At 64.4% G+C, this 23,746-nt stretch carries 16 protein-coding genes and 2 pseudogenes; 16 read left to right on the forward strand and 2 right to left on the reverse strand.

Going from position 1 to position 23,746, the window contains the following annotated elements; all coding sequences use genetic code 11:
* The first annotated feature begins 72 nt into the window (after positions 1-72).
* From GDJ97_RS06345 to GDJ97_RS06360, 4 genes are all read left to right on the forward strand, one after another.
* Positions 73-3,819 carry a phosphoribosylformylglycinamidine synthase gene (locus GDJ97_RS06345; RefSeq protein WP_152070453.1) on the forward strand — a complete coding sequence of 1,249 codons (3,747 nt, stop codon included), beginning with the start codon at positions 73-75 and terminating at the stop codon, positions 3,817-3,819.
* A gap of 67 nt (positions 3,820-3,886) precedes the next feature.
* The gene (locus tag GDJ97_RS06350; protein ID WP_152070454.1) at positions 3,887-4,507 is read left to right on the forward strand and encodes a hypothetical protein; all 621 of its coding nucleotides are present in this window, start codon (positions 3,887-3,889) and stop codon (positions 4,505-4,507) included.
* Positions 4,508-4,711: 204 nt separating this feature from the next.
* Entirely contained in the window at positions 4,712-5,335 is a 624-nt protein-coding gene (locus GDJ97_RS06355) for a helix-turn-helix transcriptional regulator (RefSeq protein ID WP_152070455.1), read from the forward strand.
* A 2-nt stretch (positions 5,336-5,337) separates the two neighbouring features.
* Positions 5,338-6,174 carry a DUF4097 family beta strand repeat-containing protein gene (locus GDJ97_RS06360; protein WP_152070456.1) on the forward strand — a complete coding sequence of 279 codons (837 nt, stop codon included), beginning with the start codon at positions 5,338-5,340 and terminating at the stop codon, positions 6,172-6,174.
* Between the two features lie 18 nt (positions 6,175-6,192).
* Here the strand turns inward: GDJ97_RS06360 and GDJ97_RS06365 are convergent, their stop codons facing one another.
* The gene (locus GDJ97_RS06365; RefSeq protein WP_152070457.1) at positions 6,193-6,414 is read right to left on the reverse strand and encodes a hypothetical protein; all 222 of its coding nucleotides are present in this window, start codon (positions 6,412-6,414) and stop codon (positions 6,193-6,195) included.
* 131 nt (positions 6,415-6,545) lie between these two features.
* Between GDJ97_RS06365 and GDJ97_RS06370 the strand changes: the two genes are divergently transcribed.
* From GDJ97_RS06370 to GDJ97_RS09570, 12 genes and pseudogenes are all read left to right on the forward strand, one after another.
* Positions 6,546-7,109, forward strand: a complete 564-nt coding sequence (locus tag GDJ97_RS06370) for a pyridoxamine 5'-phosphate oxidase family protein (protein WP_152070458.1) — start codon at positions 6,546-6,548, stop codon at positions 7,107-7,109.
* Positions 7,110-7,446: 337 nt separating this feature from the next.
* The gene (locus GDJ97_RS06375) at positions 7,447-7,668 is read left to right on the forward strand and encodes a helix-turn-helix domain-containing protein (RefSeq protein ID WP_152070459.1); all 222 of its coding nucleotides are present in this window, start codon (positions 7,447-7,449) and stop codon (positions 7,666-7,668) included.
* A 126-nt stretch (positions 7,669-7,794) separates the two neighbouring features.
* Entirely contained in the window at positions 7,795-8,508 is a 714-nt protein-coding gene (locus GDJ97_RS06380; protein ID WP_152070460.1) for a Bax inhibitor-1 family protein, read from the forward strand.
* A gap of 287 nt (positions 8,509-8,795) precedes the next feature.
* Complete coding sequence (gltB, locus tag GDJ97_RS06385; RefSeq protein ID WP_152070461.1) at positions 8,796-13,373, forward strand: glutamate synthase large subunit; 4,578 nt, start codon at positions 8,796-8,798, stop codon at positions 13,371-13,373.
* 1 nt (position 13,374) lies between these two features.
* Positions 13,375-14,877, forward strand: a complete 1,503-nt coding sequence (locus tag GDJ97_RS06390) for a glutamate synthase subunit beta (protein WP_152070462.1) — start codon at positions 13,375-13,377, stop codon at positions 14,875-14,877.
* A 373-nt stretch (positions 14,878-15,250) separates the two neighbouring features.
* Positions 15,251-15,961 carry a hypothetical protein gene (locus tag GDJ97_RS06395; RefSeq protein WP_152070463.1) on the forward strand — a complete coding sequence of 237 codons (711 nt, stop codon included), beginning with the start codon at positions 15,251-15,253 and terminating at the stop codon, positions 15,959-15,961.
* Positions 15,962-16,144: 183 nt separating this feature from the next.
* The gene (tgt, locus tag GDJ97_RS06400) at positions 16,145-17,284 is read left to right on the forward strand and encodes a tRNA guanosine(34) transglycosylase Tgt (protein WP_152070464.1); all 1,140 of its coding nucleotides are present in this window, start codon (positions 16,145-16,147) and stop codon (positions 17,282-17,284) included.
* A gap of 168 nt (positions 17,285-17,452) precedes the next feature.
* A complete protein-coding gene (locus GDJ97_RS06405; RefSeq protein WP_226808874.1) occupies positions 17,453-17,860 on the forward strand; it encodes a helix-turn-helix domain-containing protein in 408 nt (135 codons plus the stop codon).
* Positions 17,857-19,152, forward strand: coding sequence for a HipA domain-containing protein (locus GDJ97_RS06410; protein WP_152070465.1), 1,296 nt, complete (start codon positions 17,857-17,859; stop codon positions 19,150-19,152). Before GDJ97_RS06405 ends, GDJ97_RS06410 begins: the two co-directional genes overlap by 4 nt.
* Positions 19,153-19,275: 123 nt before the next feature.
* A pseudogene (locus GDJ97_RS09560) lies at positions 19,276-21,240 on the forward strand (Sau3AI family type II restriction endonuclease); the annotation flags it as partial.
* Between the two features lie 548 nt (positions 21,241-21,788).
* A complete protein-coding gene (locus GDJ97_RS09845) occupies positions 21,789-21,959 on the forward strand; it encodes a DNA cytosine methyltransferase (protein WP_373422666.1) in 171 nt (56 codons plus the stop codon).
* 185 nt (positions 21,960-22,144) lie between these two features.
* Complete coding sequence (locus tag GDJ97_RS09570) at positions 22,145-23,548, forward strand: hypothetical protein (protein ID WP_226808882.1); 1,404 nt, start codon at positions 22,145-22,147, stop codon at positions 23,546-23,548.
* Positions 23,549-23,671: 123 nt separating this feature from the next.
* On the opposite strand, the pseudogene GDJ97_RS09850 reads toward GDJ97_RS09570, so the two are convergent.
* Positions 23,672-23,728, reverse strand: a pseudogene (locus GDJ97_RS09850) (integrase core domain-containing protein); the annotation flags it as partial.
* Positions 23,729-23,746 lie beyond the last annotated feature (18 nt).

Below are 23,746 nucleotides of genomic sequence, written 5' to 3' on the forward strand. Positions count from 1 at the left end.
TATCATGGACAGGTCACATTCCATCCGGGGGCAACCCATCCCCGGTTTCGCGCCGACAGGAAGGCAGGCACCATGGTCTCGCGCATCTACGTGGAGAAGAGGACCGGTTTCGACGTGGAGGCGCGGCAGCTCGCCGCAGAGCTCCGCGACACCCTGGGCATCTCCGGCCTCCAAGGCCTGCGCATCCTCAACCGCTACGACGTGGAGGGCATCGACGCCGAGCTCTTCGAGCGCTGCGTGCCGGTGGTGTTCTCCGAACCGCAGGTGGACGTCACCTACCGCGAACTGCCTGCCTTCGAGGGCCCGCTCTTTGCCGTGGAGGCGCTGCCCGGCCAGTTCGACCAGCGCGCCGACTCCGCCGCCGAGTGCGTGCAGCTCATCTCGCAGGGCGACCGCCCTGCCGTGCGCTGCGCCAAGGTGTACCTGCTTTCGGGCGAGCTTTCTGAGGCGGACGCGGCCGCCATCGAGCGCTACGTGGTGAACCCCGTGGAGGCGCGCCTGGCCTCGCTCGACCCGGTGGCGACGCTTACCGCCGAGGTTCCCGAGCCGCGTCCCGTCGAGGTTCTCACCGGCTTCACCGAGCTTTCCGCCGAGGGTCTGGCCGACGTCATCCGCGCGCGCGGCCTCGCCATGGACCAGGCGGACATCGAGTTCTGCCAGGAGTGCTTCCGCGGCGAGCACCGCGACCCCACCATCACCGAGATCCGCGTGATCGACACCTACTGGTCCGACCACTGCCGCCACACCACCTTCGGCACCGAGCTCACGAACGTGCAGATCGACGACACCGCCGTGCAGGAGGCCTTCGACCGCTACCTGGCCATGCGCGCCGAGCTCGGCCGCGAGCACAAGCCCGTCTGCCTCATGGACATGGGCACCATCGGCGCCAAGTACCTGAAGGCCAAGGGTATCCTCAAGAACCTGGACGAGTCCGAGGAAATCAACGCCTGCACCGTGCGCACCACGGTGGACGTGGACGGCGAGGACCAGGAGTGGCTCTTCCTCTTCAAGAACGAGACGCACAACCACCCCACCGAGATCGAGCCCTTCGGCGGCGCGGCCACCTGCATCGGCGGCGCCATCCGCGATCCGCTGTCCGGTCGCAGCTACGTGTACCAGGCCATGCGCGTGACGGGCGCCGGCGACCCGACGGTCCCCGTGGCCGAGACGCTGCCCGGCAAGCTCCCGCAGCGCAAGCTCGTGACCACGGCGGCCGCGGGCTACTCCAGCTACGGCAACCAGATCGGGCTGGCCACCGGCCAGGTGAACGAGCTCTACCACCCGGGCTACGTGGCCAAGCGCATGGAGGTGGGCGCCGTGGTGGGCGCCACGCCCGCCAGCCACGTGCGCCGCGAGTGCCCGGAGCCCGGCGACAAGATCATCCTGCTTGGCGGACGCACCGGCCGCGACGGCATCGGCGGCGCCACGGGCAGCTCCAAGACGCAGAACACCGAGAGCGTGGAGACCTCCGGCGCCGAGGTGCAGAAGGGCAACGCACCCGTGGAGCGCAAACTCCAGCGCCTGTTCCGCCGCGGCGACGCCTGCCGCCTCATCAAGCGCTGCAACGACTTCGGCGCGGGCGGCGTGTCCGTTGCCGTGGGCGAGCTGGCCGACGGCCTCTACATCGACCTCGACATGGTCACCAAGAAGTACGACGGCCTGGACGGCACGGAGCTCGCCATCTCCGAGTCCCAGGAGCGCATGGCCGTGGCCGTGGCCGAGGACGATGTCGAGGAGTTCATGGAGCTCGCCCGCGAGGAGAACCTCGAGGCCACGGTGATCGCCGAGGTCACCCACGAGGCACGCGTGCGCATGGCATGGGACGGCGACGTGATCGTGGACCTCTCCCGCGAGTTCCTGGCCAGCAACGGCGCGCCCAAGGCGCAGGACGCCCACGCGGCGGCGCGCCAGGTATGGCAGCCCAGCTGGGCGGGCGAGACCCTGGCCGAGCGCCTGCGCTCCGTGGTGGGCGACCTCAACGTTGCCTCCAACAAGGGCCTCTCCGAGCGTTTCGACTCCACCATCGGCGCGGCCACGGTGCTCATGCCCTTCGGCGGCAAGACGCAGCTCACGCCCGCCGAGGCCATGATCGCCAAGTTCCCCGTGGACGGCGAGACCACCACGACCTCCGGCATGGCGTGGGGCTTCAACCCCTACCTCATGAGCGCCGACCAGTTCGCGGGCGCCTACCTCTCTGTGGTGGAGAGCGTCTCCAAGCTGGTGGCCGCGGGCTTTGAGCACGAGCGCGCCTACCTCTCCTTCCAGGAGTACTTCGAGCGCCTGCGGAACGTGCCCGAGCGCTGGGGCAAGCCCATGCAGGCTGTGCTCGGCGCCCTCATGGCCCAGGTTGACCTGTGTATCGGCGCCATCGGCGGCAAGGACTCTATGAGCGGTTCCTTCGAGCGCGAGGACACGGGCGACGAGCTGAACGTCCCGCCCACGCTGGTGAGCTTCGCCGTGGCCGTGGGCAACGTGGCCCGCGCCACCTCGCCGGAGTTCAAGGGCGCCGGCCACCGCGTGGTCGTGGTGGAGCCGGCTGTGTACGGCGCGGACCATCGCCCTGCGGTTGACGGGCTTCTCGAGGGCTTCTCGTACGTGGAGCGGCTCATCGGCAGCGGGGCCGCGCTGGCGGTCTCCACGCCCGGTTACGGCTGCGGTGCCGAGGCGCTCTTCAAGATGTGCGTGGGCAACCTGATCGGTCTTTCGCTCGACGCGAAGGTGCCGGTGGACCATCTGTTCCAGCCGTACTACGGTGCGTTCTTCGTGGAGCTCGCCGAGGGCGCGGAGCTGCCTGCGCACACGGACGCGCTCGCGGTGCATGAGGTGGGCGCCACGACCGCGGCCTATGAGTTTGCGGACACGGGCGAGGTCGTCGACCTGGCCGAGCTGCAGGAGGCCTGGGAGCGCGGCTCCGGGCTCGAGGGCGTGTTCCCGTACCGCACGAAGGGCGATGCTCCCGCGGTGGAGCCCGTCTCCTTCCACGCCGAGGCACCGCACGTGTACGGCGGTGCCAAGTTCGCCCGTCCGCGCGTGATCATCCCGGTGTTTCCCGGTAACAACTGCGAGTACGACTCCGCGCGCGCCTTCCGCGCCGCCGGTGCCGAGGCCGACGTGTTCGTCATCAACAACCTCACGCCCGAGGCCGTGGCCGAGAGTACCGCGGAGCTCGCCCGCCGCATCCGCGAGAGCCAGATCGTCATGATCCCCGGCGGCTTCTCCGGCGGCGACGAGCCGGACGGTTCGGCTAAGTTCATCACCGCGTTCTTCCGCGCGCCCGAGGTCACCGAGGCGGTGCGCGACCTGCTCCAGGCTCGCGACGGACTCATGCTCGGCATCTGCAACGGCTTCCAGGCGCTCGTGAAGCTGGGGCTGGTGCCCTACGGCGACATCGTAGACGCCACGCCTGCGGCGCCGACGCTCACGTTCAACACCATCGGCCGGCACCAGAGCCGCCTCGTGCGCACGCGCGTGGCGAGCGACCTCTCGCCGTGGTTCTCCGCCTGCGAACCGGGCGTGGACTACACCGTGGCGATCAGCCATGGCGAGGGTCGCTTCGTGGCGAGCGACGAGGTGCTGGGCCAGCTCGCGGCCGCGGGTCAGGTGGCCACGCAGTACGTGGGACTCGACGGTGCTCCCTCCATGGACCTCGCGGTGAATCCCAACGGCTCCGTGGCGGCGATCGAGGGCATCACGAGCCTCGACGGCCGCGTGCTTGGCAAGATGGGCCATGTGGAGCGTCGCGGTGCGGGGCTCTACCGGAACGTGCCGGGCGAGAAGTGGATGCCGATCTTCGAGAGCGGCGTGGCGTACTTCGCGTAAGCTGCTCGCGAGGCTGTGCGGTGCCGGAACGGGGCTGCGCGGTCGCATCGCCGGAGGTGATGGCCGCATGAGAGACGGGCGTTCGCTTGGCGACGTCGTTCGGGGCCTGGGGGCGTCTCCCCATGCCCCCGCTTGTCTCTGGGTCGCGGGGCTTGTGTGCGGGCTTGGCTCGACGCCCGCGGGGCTCGGGCTTCTCTACCTGCGGGTGCCACCGCTCGTGCTGGGGCCGCTCGCCATCGCCGATCCCTGGTATGTGGTCGTGCTGGTGCTGGCGGCGCTCGGCGTGGCCTTGCTGACCCTTGCGCGGCGCGTGCGCCGGGAGGCCGAGGTCGCGGGGGTGCGGTCCGCTCGTTCTCGCGCACGGGTGGTCGTCGTCACGGCGGTCTCCGTGCTCGCCGTCGCGCTCGGTGTGGCCGCCGGGGCGCTCTCAACGTTGCTCGCCCTTGTGGATACCTCGTACCTGCTCGATCCGGCGAGTCCGGGCGGCGCACGCGTGCTCGTGGTGCAGCACTCGTTCCTGCTGATCGGAGCCGGGGACGTCTATCTCGTCGAACCGGGGAATCCCGTGCCGCGAGCGATTCGCTCCTACCAGACGGACGATGGCTACGACCCCATCGCGGCGGGCGACTATGTGCTCTCCTGGCAGGGCGAGACGCCCAACCTGAGCATCGGCGGCACGCTCGGGTAGCCGGCTCCCGGTGGTCTTGTCTCTTGTTTTGAGATAACAATTCCCTGGTACCATGGGCCGCAACCGATAGTTTCTCATTTGATTACCAGAGTAGGTGGCATGGCTACCGGGCCATCCCGTACCTTGATGGCAACGGATCCGGTACGCGAAGGAACGAGCATGGCCCCGCCGGTCGGGGGCTTTCCAAGGAGTCAGGAGTCAGATATGAACGTGGAGATCGCCCAGCGCCTCGCCGAGCTTCGCCGGGCGCGTGGCTACAGCCAGGAAACCCTGGCGCGGGAACTCGGTCTCTCGCGGCAGGCCGTGAGTAAATGGGAGCGGGCGGAGAGCTCGCCCGACACGGACAACCTCATCCAGCTCGCCAAGCTCTATGGCGTGAGCCTAGACGAGCTCTTGAACGTGGACGCGGACGTGGCCGAGGACATCGCCTACGAGAACGCCGACAAGGCGGCCGGGGTGGCGGGTTCAAACGCGCAGGCGCAGGAGGATGCCGCCCGGCTTTCCCAGGCGGTCGATGCAGCGGTGTCCGCCAGCAAGGCAGCCGCCCAGGCGGCCGAGGCGGCCGGGAGGTCTGCGGCGATCCATGCCGGGGTCGCCGGTACCGCGCCCCAGGAAAAGAAGCGCAAGGGGCCGTGGCGCTCCTTCCCCTACGCCGTCGCCATGGTCATCCTCTTCTTCCTGCTGGTCTTCTTGGGCTACGCCGAGCTCTCCTGGCTCGTGTTCCTCACCATCCCCATCTACAACTGGATGGCGAACATCCTGGACGAGGCCCGCGAGCGCGAGGATGCTCCCGTGGCGTCCACCGACGCCGCGAAGGGGGACGAGTAGCCATGGCGAAGCTGACGAAATCGGAGAAGATCAAGGTCGGCGTGGCGATCGCGCTCATCGTTCTGATCATCGGCTGCGCGTTCGGCGTGTCGATCACGCCTCGCGGACTCAGTCTCTTCCAGGTCAACTTGGGTGGCTGGGGCGACGGCGACACCTGGGGCGGCTCGTGGCAGACGGTCGGCACGTGGAAGGAGAGCGCGGACGGCATCTCCGTCATCGAGGCGCAGGCGGATGCCGCGGACATCGTGCTCAAGCGGGGCGCGGGCGAGCAGGTGGTCGTGCACGAGCAGGCTATGCTGCGCGACGGTGCTAAGAAGCCGGCAACGACAACGGACGCGACGGTCTCCGATGGCACGCTGACCGTTCGCGAGCAGGGGCTGGGCGTAATCAACGGGGGTTCCCGGCGCATCGTCATCGAGGTGCCGAGTGCTCTCGAGGGCACCTTGAAGACGGTCGGTCTCTCCGCGAGCGCGGGGGATGTGGTGGCCGACGGCATTGCTGTGGGCGCAGTTGCCCTGGACTCCTCAGCGGGCGACGTCTCCGTGCGCGATGTGGATGCGGATTCCCTCGCGGCCTCGTCCAGCGCGGGCGACATCTCCGCCACGTTCGCGCGGCAGCTGCCCCGTGCGCTCTCGCTCGCCGCAGGCGCGGGGGATATCGAGTTCACCGCGCCTCGGAAGAGCGGGTTCACCCTCGACCTCTCGCAGGGCGTCGGGGACTTCGATCACGACGACGTCGAGCTCGGCACGGAGGGAGGCTCCCTCTACCGCTACGGTGACGGCTCGGCCAAGGTGACTTTGCAGACATCCGTCGGCGACGTGGAGCTTGCCGTCCGGTAGCGCGTGCCGCCGCCCCCGCTAACCCAGCCGCTCGTAGCGCCGCGCCGCAATACGCATGTTGATCTCGCTGATCTCTTCCAGGCCTTCGATATAGGGGCCGTAGACCTTGTAGGGATCGCCCGCGCCCAGGCTGCACGACCCGCAGTTCTCGCAGCTGCCCTCACCGCAGCCCGAGAGCGACCGGCGGATGATCTCTTCGCGCTGCTCGCGCGTGGTGTCCTTGATGAGCGTGCTCTGCATGGCAAACCGCCTCCCGCGGATGATGACGAGCGTTCTCAGGCGGCAGTCTAGCACCGCTCACGGCACCCGGTTCTCCCGTTTCCGTTGTGCTACCATGGAGGCATCATGCGAACCCAAGGTGAGGAGCGTATATGCACCATCCCATGAAGCAGCTACCCGAGCGTGCCATTAGCGAAGACGAGGCGCGCGAGATCCTGGACCTCGGCGAGTACTGCGTCGTCGCGACCACCGACGAGGACGGCCATCCCTACTGCACGCCGCTTTCCTACGTGATGGACGGGGACACCCTGTACATCCACACGGGTGCCGCCGGCGGTCAGAAGACCGAGGATTGGGCGCGCGACCCGCGCGTCTGCGTGACCGTTGCCATGGATATGCAGCCAAGCTACTTCCAGACGGCCAACAACCCCGGATTCTTCACCACGGGCTATGCGAGCGTCATTGCCACCGGTGCGGCGCATCGCGTGGAGGATGTCGCCACCATTCGCCGCGTGCTCGCGAACCTATGCCTCAAGTACTCCCCGGAGTTCAAGCGCGAGATCGGCGGGGCCATCCAGCGCGAGCTTTCGGTCACCGCGGTGTGGGCCATCGAGCTCGACCACATCTCTGGCAAGGCTGGACGCCGCGTTCGCAACGGCAAGGGCGCCGTTTCGCATCCTGCCGAGGCTGACAAGGCCGATGCGGGCCAAAAGTAGGGCCTACTTTATCGGTTTTGGCATTGCGAGCTAGAACCAGGTCGATACTTTATCGGTTTGAGTGGGAGCTTCTGGGTAGGCTGCCGGGAACAGTTCGGGGAACTGCAGGTAAAACGTCTGTAGCTCGCTTCTCGTTTCGTCGCCTACTCTGAAGAGTCCCGAAAACCGATAAAGTATCGGCCTGGTTTTTTCCAGAAGGATCACAACCAATAAACTATGCGCCACTTTTGCCCTCCCCGAGGTCCGAGCGTCGTCTTGGCAAGAGCGGAATCGGGTTTTTCCTCAGATGTAATCCACGGATTACATCTGGCGACCGGTTACGGGCAAAGCTGCCCGTATGGAAACTACGCTTTACATCGACGTATGCCAGCGCCTGGGAAACACGGTGCGCTGCTGGCGTGTGGACAACGGTTTCAACAAAATAGATTTCTGCCTGATGGCGCGTATCAGCCGGCCCCTGCTCGACAAGATCGAGTCCGGCCAGGCCAACGTCACGATCTCCACGCTCGCCCGTCTTGCCGAGGCCATGGACATGGACGTTCCCGATTTGTTCTTGTAGCTGCTGCGGGCCCGCGCTGCCTGCGCGTTGTAAGAGCTCTGCAACGTTTGGGCCGCTCGTCTGAACGAGAAGGCAACGGGTATAGTATCCAAAGCAAATTTGCCCTTAAAGGAACGGGAGGTTCCCATGGCATATCGCAACGGTCCCTTCGGCGCGAGCGAGGAGCAGGCCATCAGTCCCTTCGACCCTGCTCGCGACCATAGCTCCAAGCTCACGCGCGGATCCTACAACCTGCTGATGGGCGGGCTCGTCGCGGCGGGCTTTGTCGTCATCGCGCTCTGCGGGCTGCTCTGCTCCAATGCGTCGTTCCTCATGAGCATCCTGCAGAACTACGTGTTCTACGCGATCGGCTCGCTGGCGGTGAGTATTGGCGGCTTCGTCGTCATCATGCGCGGCATGCGCCGCGAGGGCTTCGGCATGGCGCTCGCCGGCTACGCGATGGTGGTCGTCTCTATGGGCTTTACCACAGGGCTCATCCTGCCGTTCTACGACCTGCCGAGCATCGCGAACGCCTTCGTGGGCACGGCGATCATCGCCGCGGTGTTCACCCTCGCGGGTGGGTTGTGGCCGCAGTTCTTCGCGCGTATCCAGGGCGTGCTCACGGTGTCGCTCCTCGCGCTGATCGTCGTCTCGATCGTCGGCCTGTTCATGGGCGCGGACATGGGTTGGCTCGATTACGCCGTCGTGCTGGTGTTCTGCGGCTTCATCGGTTGGGACACCTACCGCGCGCAGCAGTGCGAGCCCACGGTGAAGATGGCGATCTTCAACGCCGTGAACATCTGGCTCGACCTGGTGAACGTGTTCATCCGCATCCTCTCGATCGTGGGCAGGAGGGACTAGTCCCGCTCCCCGGCAACCTGCCTGCTTCGGCGCCCGGCCCCGTGCCGGGCGCTTTTTCTTCTCGCGGCGGGGCGGCTCCACGGCAACGCGGTCCCACGGCAACGCGGCAACGCCGGCCCGCCACGGCCCCATGTGTCGTGGACCCGTCATGAAGCCGTTGCAGTCTTGTTTCGAAACACGCCCGCAACAACCCCACGGCTCCTCACCTCGTACCATACTCCGCCGGGGCCTTGCGCTCCCGTGGCTTGTCCACGTGCGTATGAGTACAAGAGTAGGGGAGATGCGTGATGGGACTCTATCGCCCTGAGTTCGAGCACGACGCCTGCGGTATCGGCGCCTTGGCCGACCTGCACGGCGTCCGCCGTCACCAGATACTGGACGACGCCCTTTCCGTCCTGGTCAACCTTGAGCACCGCGGCGGAACCGGCTTGGAGAAGAACACCGGCGACGGCGCCGGCATCCTGTTCCAGGTGCCGCACCACTTTTTCCGCAAGGTCGCGCAGCGCTGTGGCCATATCCTGCCCGATGAGGGCGATTACGGCGTGGCGATGCTCTTCTTCCCGCAGGACGAGCACGGCGTGACGGACGCCCGTCGCGTCTTCGAGGAGGGCTGCGCCGAGGCCGGCGTGCCCGTGCTCTTCTGGCGCGAGGTTCCCGTGGACCCGCATGACCTGGGCGAGACCGCCCGCGCCTGCATGCCCACCATCCTGCAGTGCTTCCTCGGCCGTCCGGACGACGTGGAGCGCGGCGACGCCTTTGAGCGCCGTCTGTACGTGTGCCGTCGCACCATCGAGAAGCGCGCCGCCGCCGAGCACGCGCTCTCCGGCAAGATCTTCTACGTGTGCTCCATGTCCAGCCGCACCATCGTGTACAAGGGCATGCTCGTGGCCACGCAGATGCGCCGCTTCTTCATCGACCTGAACGACGCCTCGGTGAAGACCGCCGTGGCGCTCGTGCACTCCCGCTACTCCACGAACACCACGCCCTCCTGGGAGCGCGCGCACCCCAACCGCTTCATCATCCACAACGGCGAGATCAACACGCTCAAGGGCAACGTCAACTGGATCCGCGCCCGCGAGCCGAACCTCTACAGCCCCATCCTCCAGCATGACCTGGAGCGCGTGCTGCCGATCATCAACCGCGAGGGCTCGGACTCCGCCATCCTGGACAACGTGCTCGAGTTCCTGGTGATGAACGGTCGCCCGCTGGATCGCGCCGTCTCGCTGCTTATGCCCGAGCCGTGGGACCACAACCCCGCGCTCTCCGAGGAGCGCCGCGCCTACGACGCCTACCAGTCCATGCTTATGGAGCCCTGGGACGGCCCCGCGGCCATTGCCTTCACGGACGGCCGCGGCCTTGGCGCCGCGCTCGACCGCAACGGCTTGCGCCCCGCCCGCTACTACGTGACGCGCGACGACCGCCTGCTGCTTGCCTCCGAGGTGGGCGCCATCGAGGTCGATCCCGCCAACGTGGTGACGCTCGGCTGCCTGGGCCCGGGCGAGATGCTCAAGGTGGACTTCGAGCAGGGCCGCGTGATCTACAACGACGAGATCCGCCGCGCGCTCGCCAAGCAGAAGCCCTACCGCGACTGGATCGCCGAGGAGACGATCGACGTCGAGGACCTTGAGCTTCCGGCGGCCCCGGCCCCGGCGGAGGTCCAGCCCGAGGCGGACGCCCAGGTGCCCTTCACCGTGCGCCAGGCCAAGCTCGGCTACCACTGGGATGACGTGGACGAGGTCGTGCGCCCCATGGCCACGAGCGCCAAGGCGCCCATCGCCTCCATGGGCATCGACGCGCCGCTCGCCTGCCTCTCCAAGAAGGATCGTTCCTTCTTCGACTACTTCTACCAGCTGTTCGCCCAGGTGACGAACCCGCCCATCGACGCCCTGCGCGAGAGCTTCGTCACCTCCACCGTGACCTACTTGGGCAACCACGGCAACCTGCTCGAGGACTCGCGCCAGGCCTGCCGCCTGGTGCGCCTGGAGCGCCCGCTCATCACCCGCGAGGAGTTCGAGCGCATCCGCGCCATCGACCAGGTGGGCTTCCACGCCCGCACCTTCCGCGCCGTGTACGCGCGCGACGCCGGTGAGGGCGCGCTCGAGGCGGCGCTCGCCAACCTGGCCTCCGAGGTCGAGAAGGCCGTGCGCGGCGGCGTGAACATCGTGGTGCTCTCCGACCGCGCCGGCGAGGGCGAGGTGCCCGTGCCGAGCCTGCTCGCCGTGGGTGCCGTGCACAACCACCTCATCCGCGCGGGGCTCCGCACCTTCGCCGACCTGGTGGTGGAGGCGGGCGATACCGTCTCTCCGCACGACTTCGCCGCGCTCGTGAGCTACTCCGCGAGCGGCATCTACCCCTACCTCGCGCATGAGACCATCGCGCGCATGGCTGAGTCCGGCGACCTGCCCGTCTCGGCGAGCAAGGGCATCGACAACTACAACCGCGCCGCGGTGGCGGGCATCGTCTCCATCATGTCCAAGATGGGCATCTCCACGGTGCAGAGCTACCACTCCGCGCAGATCTTCGAGGCCGTGGGCCTGTCCTCCACCTTCGTGGACCGCTACTTCACCGGCACCGTGAGCCGTGTGGAGGGTCTCGACGCGGCGGACGTGGAGAACGAGCTGAACCGCCGCTTCGATGACGCGCAGGCTATCCTGCGCTCGCCCGCGCCGAACCAGCTGCCGAGCCTGGGCCTCACCAAGTGGCGCCCGCTGGGCGGCGAGGAGCACCTGCTGAACCCGCAGGTCATCTACACGCTGCAGCGCGCGTGCCGCGAGGGCGACTACGAGCTTTTCCGCAGCTACAGCGAACTGCTGCATCCGAGCGGCCGGGCCATTCGTCTGCGCGACCTGCTCGACTTCCAGACGGCCGGGCGCGCGCCCATCCCGCTGGACGAGGTGGAGAGCGTGGACTCGATCGTCACGCGCTTCAACACCGGCGCCATGAGCTACGGCTCCATCAGCCAGGAGGCCCACGAGTGCATGGCCATCGCCATGAACCGCCTGCACGGGCGCTCCAACTCCGGTGAGGGTGGCGAGGATCCGCGTCGCGAGACCCCGCTTCCCAACGGCGATTCCATGAACTCCGCCATCAAGCAGGTGGCGTCGGCGCGCTTTGGCGTGACGAGCCGCTACCTGTGCTCGGCGTTCGAGATCCAGATCAAGATGGCCCAGGGCGCCAAGCCCGGCGAGGGCGGTCACCTGCCCGGCAAGAAGGTGTACCCCTGGATCGCCGAGGTGCGCCAGTCCACGCCGGGCATCGGCCTCATCTCGCCGCCGCCCCACCACGACATCTACTCCATCGAGGATCTGGCCGAGCTCATCTTCGACCTCAAGAACGCCAATCCCGGCGCGCGCGTCTCGGTGAAGCTCGTGTCCGAGGCGGGCGTGGGCACCATCGCCACGGGCGTGGCCAAGGGCGCCGCGGACAAGATCCTCATCTCGGGCCACAACGGCGGCTCCGGCGCGGCCCCGCGCGACTCCATCTGGCACGCCGGTCTGCCGCTCGAGCTCGGCCTCGCCGAGGCGCAGCAGACGCTGCTGCAGAACGGCCTCCGCTCCCGCGTGGTGCTCGAGGCCGACGGCAAGCTCATGGACGGCCTGGACGTGGCCGTGGCCTGCCTGCTCGGTGCCGAGGAGTTCGGCTTCGCCACCATGCCGCTCGTGGCCATGGGCTGCCTCATGCAGCGCGATTGCCAGCAGGACACCTGCCCGGCGGGCATCGCTACGCAGAACTGCCGCCTGCGCCACGGCTTTGCCGGCAAGCCCGAGCACGTGGAGAACTTCATGCGTTTCGTGGCCACGCAGCTGCGCGAGGTCATGGCCGAGCTGGGCTTTGCCACCGTGGATGACATGGTGGGGCATCCCGAGTGCCTGCGCCAGGTGGAGGTGCCGGGCGCTGCCAAGGCCAACCTGCTCGACCTCTCCCCGGTGCTGGAGCCGGGCGAGTGCCGCTTCGGCGCGCACATCGAGGGCGCCGACGGCCGCCACTTCCTGCGCGAGATGGCCGCTGACTCCGGACTCTCCGAGACGCTCGACGCCACGCTCTTCATCCCGCACACGGCGAGCGCCCGCGAGCACCTGGAGCCCATCCGTTTCCGCGCGGACATCGCCAACGTCAACCGCTGCGTGGGCACCATGCTCGGCAGCGCGGTGACCAAGGCGCACCCGGGCGGCCTGCCCGATGGCTCCATTATCATCGACTGCGATGGCTCGGCCGGCCAGAGCTTCGGCGCCTGGCTGCCCGCCGGCGTGACGCTCAACGTCCATGGCGACGCCAACGACTACTTCGGAAAGGGGCTCTCGGGCGGCATCGTCTCCGTGTGCCCGCCCGCGGCGGCCACCTACAAGTTCGATGAGAACGTGATCGTGGGCAACGTGGCTTTCTTCGGCGCCACCGGCGGTCGCGGCTTCGTGAACGGCCTTGCCGGCCAGCGCTTCGGCGTGCGCAACTCCGGCGCCACCGTGGTGGTGGAGGGCGTGGGCAACCACGGCTGCGAGTACATGACGGGTGGTCTGGCGCTCATCCTTGGCGAGGTGGGCCAAAACTTCGCCGCCGGCATGACGGGCGGCGTGGCCTACGTGTACGACGAGCTCGGCACCCTCGAGCGCCGGCTCAATCCCGGCTCCGTGGCGCTGCGCCAGCCGAGCGAGGAAGAGCTCGGCAAGATCCGCTCGCTCATCGAGGAGCACGTGCGCTACACGCAGAGCCCGCGCGGCATCAAGCTGCTGTATCGCTTTGAGGCGCTCAAGCGCCACTTCGTGAAGGTCATACCGGTGGAGTACGAGCGCGTGCTCGCCGAGCAGGCTGCGGCCGGGGCGCCCGCTGGCGCCGCCGTGCCCGCCGTTGCTGGAAAGGAGGCGCGCTAGCATGGGAAAGCCCGGAGCATTCCTCGAGGTGGACCGCAAGGCCCACACCCTGCGCCCGGTAGACAAGCGCGTGCAGGACTTCGATCCCCTCTACGTGGAGCTTGACGACGAGGCGCGCCGCGCCCAGGCGAGCCGCTGCATGATGTGCGGCGTGGCGTTCTGCCAGACGGGTGCCTCGTTTGGCCATGCCCGTCCGAGCGGCTGCCCGCTGCACAACCTCATCCCCGAGTGGAACGAGCTCGTGTACCGCGGACGCTGGGAGGACGCCGCCGAGCGCCTGGCGCTCACGAGCCCGCTGCCCGAGTTCACGAGCCGCGTATGCCCCGCGCTCTGCGAGGCCGCGTGCAACTTGGCCCGCGTGGACGGCGAGCCCACGACCATCCATGACAACGAGCGCGCCATCTCCGACCACGAGTGGGCGGCGGGCGGCCCTGCGGGGTTCGAGCCCGCGGCCGCAGACGCGCCCAAGGTGGCCGTGATCGGCTCCGGCCCCGCCGGCCTGGCGGCTGCCTGGGAGCTGGCGCGCCGTGGCGCCGCCGTGACCGTGGTGGAGCGCGACGACCGTCCCGGCGGCCTCCTCATGTACGGCATCCCCAACATGAAGCTCGAGAAGTCCGTGGTCACGCGCCGTACCGACCTGATGCAACAACTCGGTATCTCCTTCCGGTTGGGGGAGGACGCTTCCAGCCGCAAGGTCGCGCGCAGCCTCTCGCGCGACTTTGACGCCGTGGTGATCGCCGCCGGCGCCCGTCAGGCGCGCGGTCTTGCCGCCCAGAACGTCGAGGGCGAGGGGGTCGCCTTCGCCGTGGACTACCTGACCGCCTCCACGCGCTCGGTGCTCGAGGGCGGCGCTCCCGCCATCTCGGCTGAGGGTTTGGACGTGGTGGTGATCGGCGGCGGCGATACGGGTAACGACTGCGTGGGCACCGCGGTACGCCAGGGTGCGCGCTCCGTGCGCCAGCTGGAGTTCATGCCCGCGGCCCCCGACACGCGCGCCGCCGGCAACCCCTGGCCCGAATGGCCGAACGTCAAGAAGACGGACTACGGCCAGGAGGAGGCTATCGCCACCGAGGGCGGCGAGATGCGCTCCTGGGCGGTCGATACCCTCGAGGTGCTGCGCGACGAGGCGGGCGCGGTACGCGGCCTGCGCGTGGTCGACCTGGACTGGAGCCACGGCAAGCCGGAGCGTTTGCCCCAGACCGAGCGCGAGCTGCCGGCGCAGCTGGTGCTCCTCGCCTGCGGCTTCACCGGGCCGGAGGCCGGCGTGTTCGGCGCGTTCGACGTGCCCATCGCCGAGCACGGGCGTCCGCTGCCCACCATGGCCGAGCCGGGTGGCCACCGCTGTGCGCGGGGCGGGGCCGCGGCGAGCGCCGAGTTCCAGGGCCGCGACGTGGTGCCCGTGTACGCGGCGGGCGACGCCCGCAACGGTTCCTCTCTTGTGGTGAGCGCCATGGCCGACGCACTGAAGTGCGCGGCAGAGGTCGCGGAGGATCTGGGGCTCTAACCTTCAGGGCGAACGATTTCATAGATTTGCTTGACGAGCGGGGTCGCGATGCGGCTCCGCTCGTTTTCTGTTCGCAACCGTTTGCCGATGCATACTTGTCCGGTTTAGGCCCCTCTGCTTGTTGGGCCCTTCTCCACAGGTCAACAGTGGTTCTTTGATGGAGGGGGAGGCTGCCCGCTCTCGTTGGTGCTTGTGGTGCAACCTCGCTGCCTGCGCATTTCAGAATGTTCCGGCATGCAGGTGAGACTTTTGCTAGATTCCGCATAGATATCTGTCAGGCCGCGTTCTGGAAAACCAGAATCACCGCAGGTCAGACCTATCGTCCCCCTACGCTGGTGGTGCAGCTTTCAGGCGATGGGGCGGGAGGTCTCACATGAACGAGGGCATGGTGCTCGAACGCGATGCGGCGCGGGACTTAGCGGAGCTCGAGCACGACATCGAGGTGTTCGCGTGCTATTGGGAGCGCCGGAAGGAGCGCTTTCTGGATGAGGTGTGGGAGGAATTCTCCCTCCGGGTGCAGCCGCGCGCGATCTGCGATGCGGGGTCCCTTCCGCACGACATCGCGTTCATGAACGTGGCGATGACGGAATGGTTCCTGTTCGAGCGCGCCTACCAAGACGGCCTGACGCCGCTCGAGTTCTATGTGGAGCACGGCCTTGAGGGGATCGCCGGCGATACGGCCGATCGCTTGCGTCAGGTTGCGCGCACGCAGCTCTTCTCGCGCTTTGCCATCTGCGAGAAGGATGTGGCATCGGGGCGCGTGGTGCTCGAGGACACGCGAAGCCGTCGGCGCTACGACGTCTACGACCCCCGGCTCTGCGAGGTGCCGAGCTGGCTGAAGGGCGTCATCGCGGAGCGCATCGCGCTCGTGGACGGCGGCTGGCAGATGGTCGGGCACGTGCGGCTCTACGACCGCGCGGCGCCTCGCCCCGTGACGTCGGAGACGCCCGGCGAGGTACACGAGGGCGATGTGGCGCAGATGGCGTTTCTTGCGCATATGGGTTTCTACCTGCGGTTGCTCCGAGACACCATTGGGATGCACGGGTGGTATCGCGGTGAGACGCGCGTGGTAGGGAAGTGCTGAGGCGGCCGGGGTGGCCGCTCGCGCCGCCGTTCGCGCGGGAGCCGGCGGCCTTGCCCGCCCCGGACCACCGCAGGGGGATTTCTTCAGGGGATGGGGCGATCGCCGCCAAGCGCCCGTGCACTTATGCCAAACTGGATGCGTTGTACTTGCGAGAAACGCGCCCTAGGACGGCCGGGAGGATTCATGGACCAGAGCCTGTTCACCTACGATATCATCGCCGAGGACCCCAAGACGCATGCGCGCGCGGGCGTGCTCCATACCCCGCACGGCGACGTGCCCACGCCGATCTTCATGCCGGTGGGCACCAAAGCCAACGTCAAGGGCATCCCCACCGAGACGGTGCGGGACCTGGGTGCCAAGATCGTGCTCGCCAACACGTACCACCTGGCTATGCGTCCCAGCGCGGACACCATCGCCGAGCTGGGCGGCCTGCACACGTTCATGAACTGGCACGGGCCCATCCTCACGGATTCAGGCGGCTTTCAGGTGTTCTCGCATCAGGACGCCGTGAAGCTCACGGACGACGGCGTGCGCTTCATCGCCACGGATTACGACGGCAGCCACGTGTTCTGGACGCCTGAGGACAACATGGCGATCGCGCAGAAGCTCGGGAGCGATATCTGCATGCAGTTGGACCAGTGCCCGGGCTACCCTGCGGAGCGGAGCTTCGTGGCGCGCGCCGTGGAACTCTCCAGCATGTGGGCCGAGCGGTGCTACGCGGCGCACACGCGCCCGGACCAGGCGCTCTTCGGCATCGTGCAGGGCGGTATGCACCTGGATCTGCGCCTGCGCTCGCTCAAGCACCTGGAGGAGTGCGGCGACTTTCCGGGCTATGGCATCGGCGGGTACTCCGTGGGCGAGGATCACGAGACCATGTTCGAGACGCTGGAGCCGCTCGTGTCCGAGTACATGCCCAGGGGCAAGCCGCGCTACCTGATGGGCGTGGGCAATCCCACCACGCTGGTGCGCGCCGTGGCGGCGGGCGTGGACATGTTCGACTGCGTGCTGCCCACGCGCACGGGCCGCATGGGCACGGCGTTCTCGCACGAGGGACGGCTCAACTTCAAGAACGCGCGGTTCGCGAAGGACCCCGGACCGGTGGACGAGCAGTGCACGTGCCCGGTGTGCACGGGCGGCTATTCGCGCTCGCTCATCCGGCACATGGTGACGCAGAAGGAGATGCTCGGTGGCATTCTGCTCTCCATGCACAACATCTACTTCCTGCTGGATCTGATGGCGCGGGCACGAGAGGCGATCATCGAGGGTCGCTATGCGGAGTTCCGCGACGAGTGGATGGCGAGCGAGGCTGCGGCGGATTACTAGACGTGGCGCGGTCTCGCGTTACGCGGGCGATAACGGCTTCGGCTTCGGTTGTTGCTGTGGTTGATTAAAACCTTCACGAACGGGAAGATTCTGGTCTCAGGGCCCGGAATCTTCCCGTTCGGGATAATTGATCCCCCACACCCTGTACTATCCCCTTTCGGGAATACTATGAGCTTGAGTGGTGTAATCTTCCCGCACGTGAAGATTACAGGTATCATCCTTATCATATTCACGAACGTGAAGATTATGATTGGGATGATTGAGATGACGCGCAATTTCGAAGGAATGAGCAGGGCAAACGTTCCTCGTGGCAGGGGATTGCGACTGCACGAGCAGGAGACGCCCTTGGTGCAGAGGACCGTTTTCGACACCGCCGAGCTCGGTCGCGCACTCAAACTCCGTCGGCGTGAACTTGGCTATACCCAAGAGGTTGCGGCTCAGCTTTGCATGCGCAGCACGCGTGTCATCGGTGATATCGAGCGTGGGAGGAGCACGGTCGAGATCGGAATCGTCCTGGAGTATGCCGCGCTACTGAGCGTTGACGTGGTGCTGGAGACAAGGGGGCGCGCATCATGAGACTGACTGTTTTTATCGAGCGGATGGGTGCGTATGAGCGAGTCGGAGTGCTCGAGGGTGTGCGTGAGTCCGTGGCGTTCTCGTATGATGAGGATTACCTGCATCACAAGGGGGCGCAGGCGATCTCTCCGGCACTTGCTTTACAGGCTGGTCCGTTCGACCCGTTCGTGACCCGCTGCTATTTCGACGGCTTGGTTCCCGAGGGTTCGCTGCGGCACGATATCGAATCTGCCAAGAGGATCGCCCGCGGCGATTACCTCGCCCTGCTCGATGTGGTGAGGGACGAGCCGATCGGCGCGCTGCTTTTCTCAGAGGCGGAATCGTTTGATGGGCTCAATCGGTCGTATACGCCCTTGGAGTTTTCGCATATAGAGCGCTTGGCGAGCCTTCCCGCCCAAACGGCCCTCGATTTGACGCTCGAAAGCCGCATCTCGCTTGCCGGGGCGCAGTCGAAAGTGGGCCTCTACCATGTGGGGGACGCTCCGGATGCGGGTTGGTTCCTGCCGCGTGGCACGGCTCCCTCCACGCACATTCTCAAGGCGTGCGGCAGCGCATACCGGGACGAAACCGTCTGCGAGGCGCTCTGCATGCGTGCGGCGGCATACTTCGACCTTCCGGCCGAGCGCTGCTTTCTCGTCCCCGTTGACGAGGGAGAACCCTTACTTGCGGTGGAGCGGTACGATCGCCTGCTTCCAGAAGGTGAGGACGTCGAACGGGTGGATGGCTTGGTCGTTCCGCGCAGGCTACATCAGATGGATATGTGCCAGGCGAGCGGGTCTGTTCCCTCAACTTTGAAGTACGAGCCGACGGGTTCGAACTACCTCAACCTTATGGCGGACATCCTGCATCGCTTTTCTGCCGACCAGATGGGCGACCGCATCTTGCTCGGATACTACCAGCTCTTCGACTATGCCGTCGGTAACTGCGACAACCATCTGAAGAACTGGTCTCTGCTCTGGAGCGAAGACTGGTCTTCGATGGGGCTAGCGCCGCTCTACGACGTTGTCTGCACGACGATGTATCCAAAACTCGTGCGTGAGATGGGGGTCTCGTTCGGTGGCGATCGTCTGATCGACAACGTGGACCGAGCGGCGGTGGAGGTTCGTCTGGATTCCATGGGCATCCCGGCGTTCGTACGCGAGACCATCATCGAAGATGCCGTGCGCGATGTCCCCGGGACGTTGGAACGGGCTGCGGAAGATCTGGTTGTCGAGGGATTCCCCCAAGCGCGCGATGTTCTCGCAAGGATGATGCAGGGTGTGAGGTCTCGGCTTGCAAGGCTAGGGCGGTAGTCGTTGAGCTGGGGGCACTGGGGATCGGATCTTTAAAGCAGCGAGTTGCCTTTCAATAAAGAACGCCCGTTCGATCGATATGATGATGCGATCGAACGGGCGTTCTTCTTATTGGATGGCGACATGGATCCGACTGAACTCGAGTATGACCCCTCCTCGCTCCAATCCATCTATAGCTATGCGAAACAATTTGAGGGCTCGACGTTGCGCGAAAAATGCGGCATCGATTTTGTTGAGAGCTTTAGCAAGCGGAAGGGGTCTTTGGGTGACGCGATTGAACAGAGCTATTTCGGAATAGAGAACAATAGCGATCCAGATGCGGACTTTAAGAAGGTCCATACCGAGCTGAAATCAACCGGTCTGAAAAAGAGAAGGGATGGTGGCTACTCGGCAAAAGAGCGTCTGGTCATCCAGATGATTAACTATATGAGCGTAGTTGATGAGACATGGGAAACGAGTTCGCTCCAAAAGAAGCTTCATAAGCTTTTGCTTGTTGCCTACCTCTATGACAAGAACTTGAATCCTGCGGACTATCTCATCATGCTCGTTGAATTATGGAGTGTGCCGCCTGAGGATATCCCGGTGTTCAAGAAGGATTGGGAGACGGTCGTATCCAAGATCAGAGCAGGCCGGGCGCATGAGTTGTCAGGCTCCGATACGTTTTATCTTGAAGCCTGTACCAAGGCGGCGTCGAGTAAGAAGACGCGGGAGCAGCCGTTTTCGAATGTTCCCGCCAAGCCACGCGCATGGGCTATTAAATCCTCGTACATGACATCCGCCTTTGGAAACATGCTTCATACTCAGGCCATTAAACGTGAAGCGCGCGATCGGGAACTCGGTCTCGGCGAATTGGTTCGCCTGCGCTTTAGTCCTTATGTTGGTTTGACCGAGGAGGAGCTTGCCTCTCATTTTGGGCTTATCAAGTCGGATAGGCGCAAACCAAAAGACCTGTGCGCGCGCATAACAAAACACGTTCTGGGAATTGACCAGGACGCCAAGATTGCGGAGTTCGAGAAGGCGGGCATCAAGACAAAGACCATGCGGCTCAAAAAGAACGGAGAGCCAAAAGAGTCCATCTCATTTCCCGTTTTCAAGTACACAGACCTCGCCGTCAGATCTTTCGAGGAAAGCGATTTCAATAGCTACTTGCATGAAAAGTATCTGTTTGTCATCTACCGTGAAGATCCGAGCAATCCAAACGTCTATCGAATGGCCGAAGTTCTGTTCTGGCAGATGCCGGATGCCGATCTCGTGGAGGCGCGCGCCTGCTATGAAGAGATGCAGCGTCGCGTTCATGCTGGGCATGCGGAGCGCTCGGTGACTTCAAAGGAGAACCGCTGCTGTCACGTTCGGCCTCACGGGAGAAATAAGAGCGACACGCTTCCCACTCCTTATGGATCTCAGGAGACCAAGAAGTGTTTTTGGCTCAATGCACGCTATATCGGATCCGAGATCGATAGAGTAAGGCGCGATGCATCGCTTGCGGTGGAATATGACGGAAGCAATAAAGATAGGGATGACGTGCAGAAACGCATGATACGCGTGGCGGAGCTCTTCGCTGGTGTGGGTGGGTTCAGGTTGGGTCTCGATGGATATCGCAACCCCGCGATTCCTGGATTCGAGATGCCGGCAGCTGGTCCATATCAAACGGTCTGGGCAAATCAGTGGGAGCCACCTGGAACACCAAAGCGTCAGTTTGCTGCTGAGTGCTATCGGATACGCTTTGGCGAGGGCTCCGTCGTGAACCAGGACATCAACCAGGTGCTCGATGAATACGAGGAAGGGCGCATCGACATCCCTGACGTCGATATGGTCGTTGGAGGTTTTCCCTGCCAGGACTATTCCGTGGCGAAGCCGCTTTCCCAGGCGAGCGGTATCGAGGGCAAGAAGGGCGTGCTCTGGTGGGATATCTATCGGTTCTTGCGCTTGAAAGAACCCCGCCTCGTCCTGCTGGAGAACGTCGATCGCCTGCTGAAGAGCCCGGCCAAGCAGCGGGGTAGGGATTTTGCGGTCATCCTTTCATGCTTTGCCTCGCTCGGCTATGCCGTGGAATGGCGCGTGGTGAATGCCGCGGACTACGGCTTTCCTCAGAAACGGCGCCGAACGTACATCTATGCCGAGAAGACGGATGAGGCATGGAATCTTGAAAACAGATTGGGTGACGGTGTTATGTCCGAGGCCCTGCCTGTCATGGATGGTTATGCCCCGAGCAGGTTCGAGGTGCCCCTTGACCCCTATGAGTGCTCTGAGCATTTTGGCCTTGGGCTGAAAGCCTCGCCGTTTCTGAACGCGGGTGCCATGCAGGCTGGTGTCATCGTGAGCGCCAAGATGGAGCCCCGCTACGGGGGCTCCTATGCGACGCTGAGCGATGTGATGGTGTCTGACGGTGACGTTCCAAAGTCATTTTGGGTGGAAGAGGGCGAGAAGCTCGATCGGTGGCGCTACTACAAGGGCGCTAAGAACGAGCGGCGGGTGAACCGGACGACCGGTCACGAGTACAACTACACCGAGGGCGCGGTTCCGTTTCCGGACCCGATCAACTCTCCGTCGCGGACGATTCTCACAAGTGAGGGGGGGGGTCGGCCTCCCGGACGACTCATGTCGTTCAAGCCTCGGACGGCCGCTTCCGCCGTCTGGTGCCGGACGAGCTCGACCAGCTGCAGGGGTTTCCGAAAGGCTGGACGAATACCGGGATGTCGGCGAAGGACCGGGCGTTCTGCATGGGAAACGCGCTCGTCGTCGGCATCGTCCACCGGATAGGCGAGGTCATCGCGCGGCGGGAGGTCGCTCGCAGAAATAGAGCTTGATCTTTTCTGATCATTAGGAGATCCTAACGGTAGCGCCTGGATAGGTTGCTGGAGTGAGTGGGGTCGGATGGCCTCAGGTGAGATCGGGATGCAGCCATTGCATCTCCTGTCTTCGTTTGAGCGATCCTCTTGCTCCTATATCGATCCGGGCGGACGTTTTCGTTCGACCTACGTTAGGAGCAGCTATGGATACCTCCCCTTCTATTGTTATCCGTCTCAAGCAGTCGTACTGCCAGCAGATTGGAAAAATCAAACGCGTTATAGGTCTTATGCCGGCTTCATTTATTACCGGGTTGATTGATACGCTTGATTTGGATGCAAACCCTCGCAGCTCGCGACTCGGTGGGGTAACGGAAGCAATTCAGGTCTCCATCAGAAACGACGAGACTTCAACCCATGAGAAGCTCTTTCCCTTTAAGTCAAAGGGAATTCTACTGGCAGCATCACAGTATGAAGAGCTGGATAGGGGAAGGTATCGCCTCCAATTCATTGACAAGTCCACCGAGGGGATTCTCGATGGAGGGCATAATACGCTTGCCATCGGCGTATATGTTCTCAGCCAGGCGGAAAAGGCATGCGGAAAGGCAGAACCATCCAGGAAGTCTATTGCGATCTGGGATGACTTCAAGGCGACCTGGAACAACCTGCGGGATGATGTAGACCAATATCTTGATCGAATCCATAACGATCGGGAGAGCCTCATCGATGAGGGCATTGGCGTCCTTGACTTTGAAATACCGGTTGAATTGCTCCTGCCGTCTAGCGATGAGGTAATTGACGATTACCGGGGCTCGTTGCTCGAGATTTGCGATGCGCGTAACAACAACGCGCAGCTCACGCAGGGCACCAAAGGTAATCAAGAGGGTCTTTTTGATTCAATCAAGAAGTACTTCATGGAGCGCGATCCTGATCTGGCGAATGATATTAGCTGGAAGACGAATGATGGTGGCCGGATAAAAAGCGAGCGCGTCATTGCCCTATCTTGGATTCCGCTGTCTCTTGTATCTTGGACGTCAAGCAAGGATGCAATTGTCGATGCGCCATCGCCGGTGTCCATTTATAGCGGCAAAATGAAATGTCAGGAAAAGTACCTTGCCCTTATGCGCGATGAGAGGGTGTCCGTCTCAAATGGCGGACCGAAGAAGGGGCTCAAAGATCCGGAGATTGGAAGCGCACTAAAGGTCGCGGCAGATATGCCCGAACTCTACGATAAGGTCTACCAGCTCTTCCCTTCGTATTATTCCGGTAGCTACGGGAAAATCAACGCCGTGAAGTCGATGAAGAACAAGAGAGAAGAGTACACGACTCCTTTCCTGCACAAAAAGACGGACAAACCGGTGCCAGATGGTTTTGTCTACCCTCTGGTTTATGGGCTCCGCGCGCTCATGGGGAAGGATGAGAGAACTGGCCGAATTATTTGGCTTACTGATCCCTTTGCCTTCGTTGAGAGTAAGAAATTCAAAGACGTTGTTGCGCAATACAGCGGAGTCATTCAGCAATCTGATTATGATCCGCAAAAGGTTGGCAAGGGCAGTTATAGCTACACATCTGCAGAGAATGCCGTGAAGCTCGCATATCTGCTTCCCTAGTCGGCTACTTGGCGACGAGCCACTGCAACGTGGCTCGTTGCCATCTTTGTTTAGCACGCGGTAAGGCCTGCTGTTGCGTGCCATGACGTTGTTTACGCCGACGATGCGCGACATGGGCGGCAGGCCCCCGCAGGCGCTGTGCGGTCTCTCCCAATTGTAGTGGTCGATGAAGGCCTCCAGGGCGTCCGCCCTGGAGGC

It is taken from the genome of Collinsella sp. AK_207A (genome assembly GCF_902501965.1).
GTDB lineage: Bacteria > Actinomycetota > Coriobacteriia > Coriobacteriales > Coriobacteriaceae > Collinsella.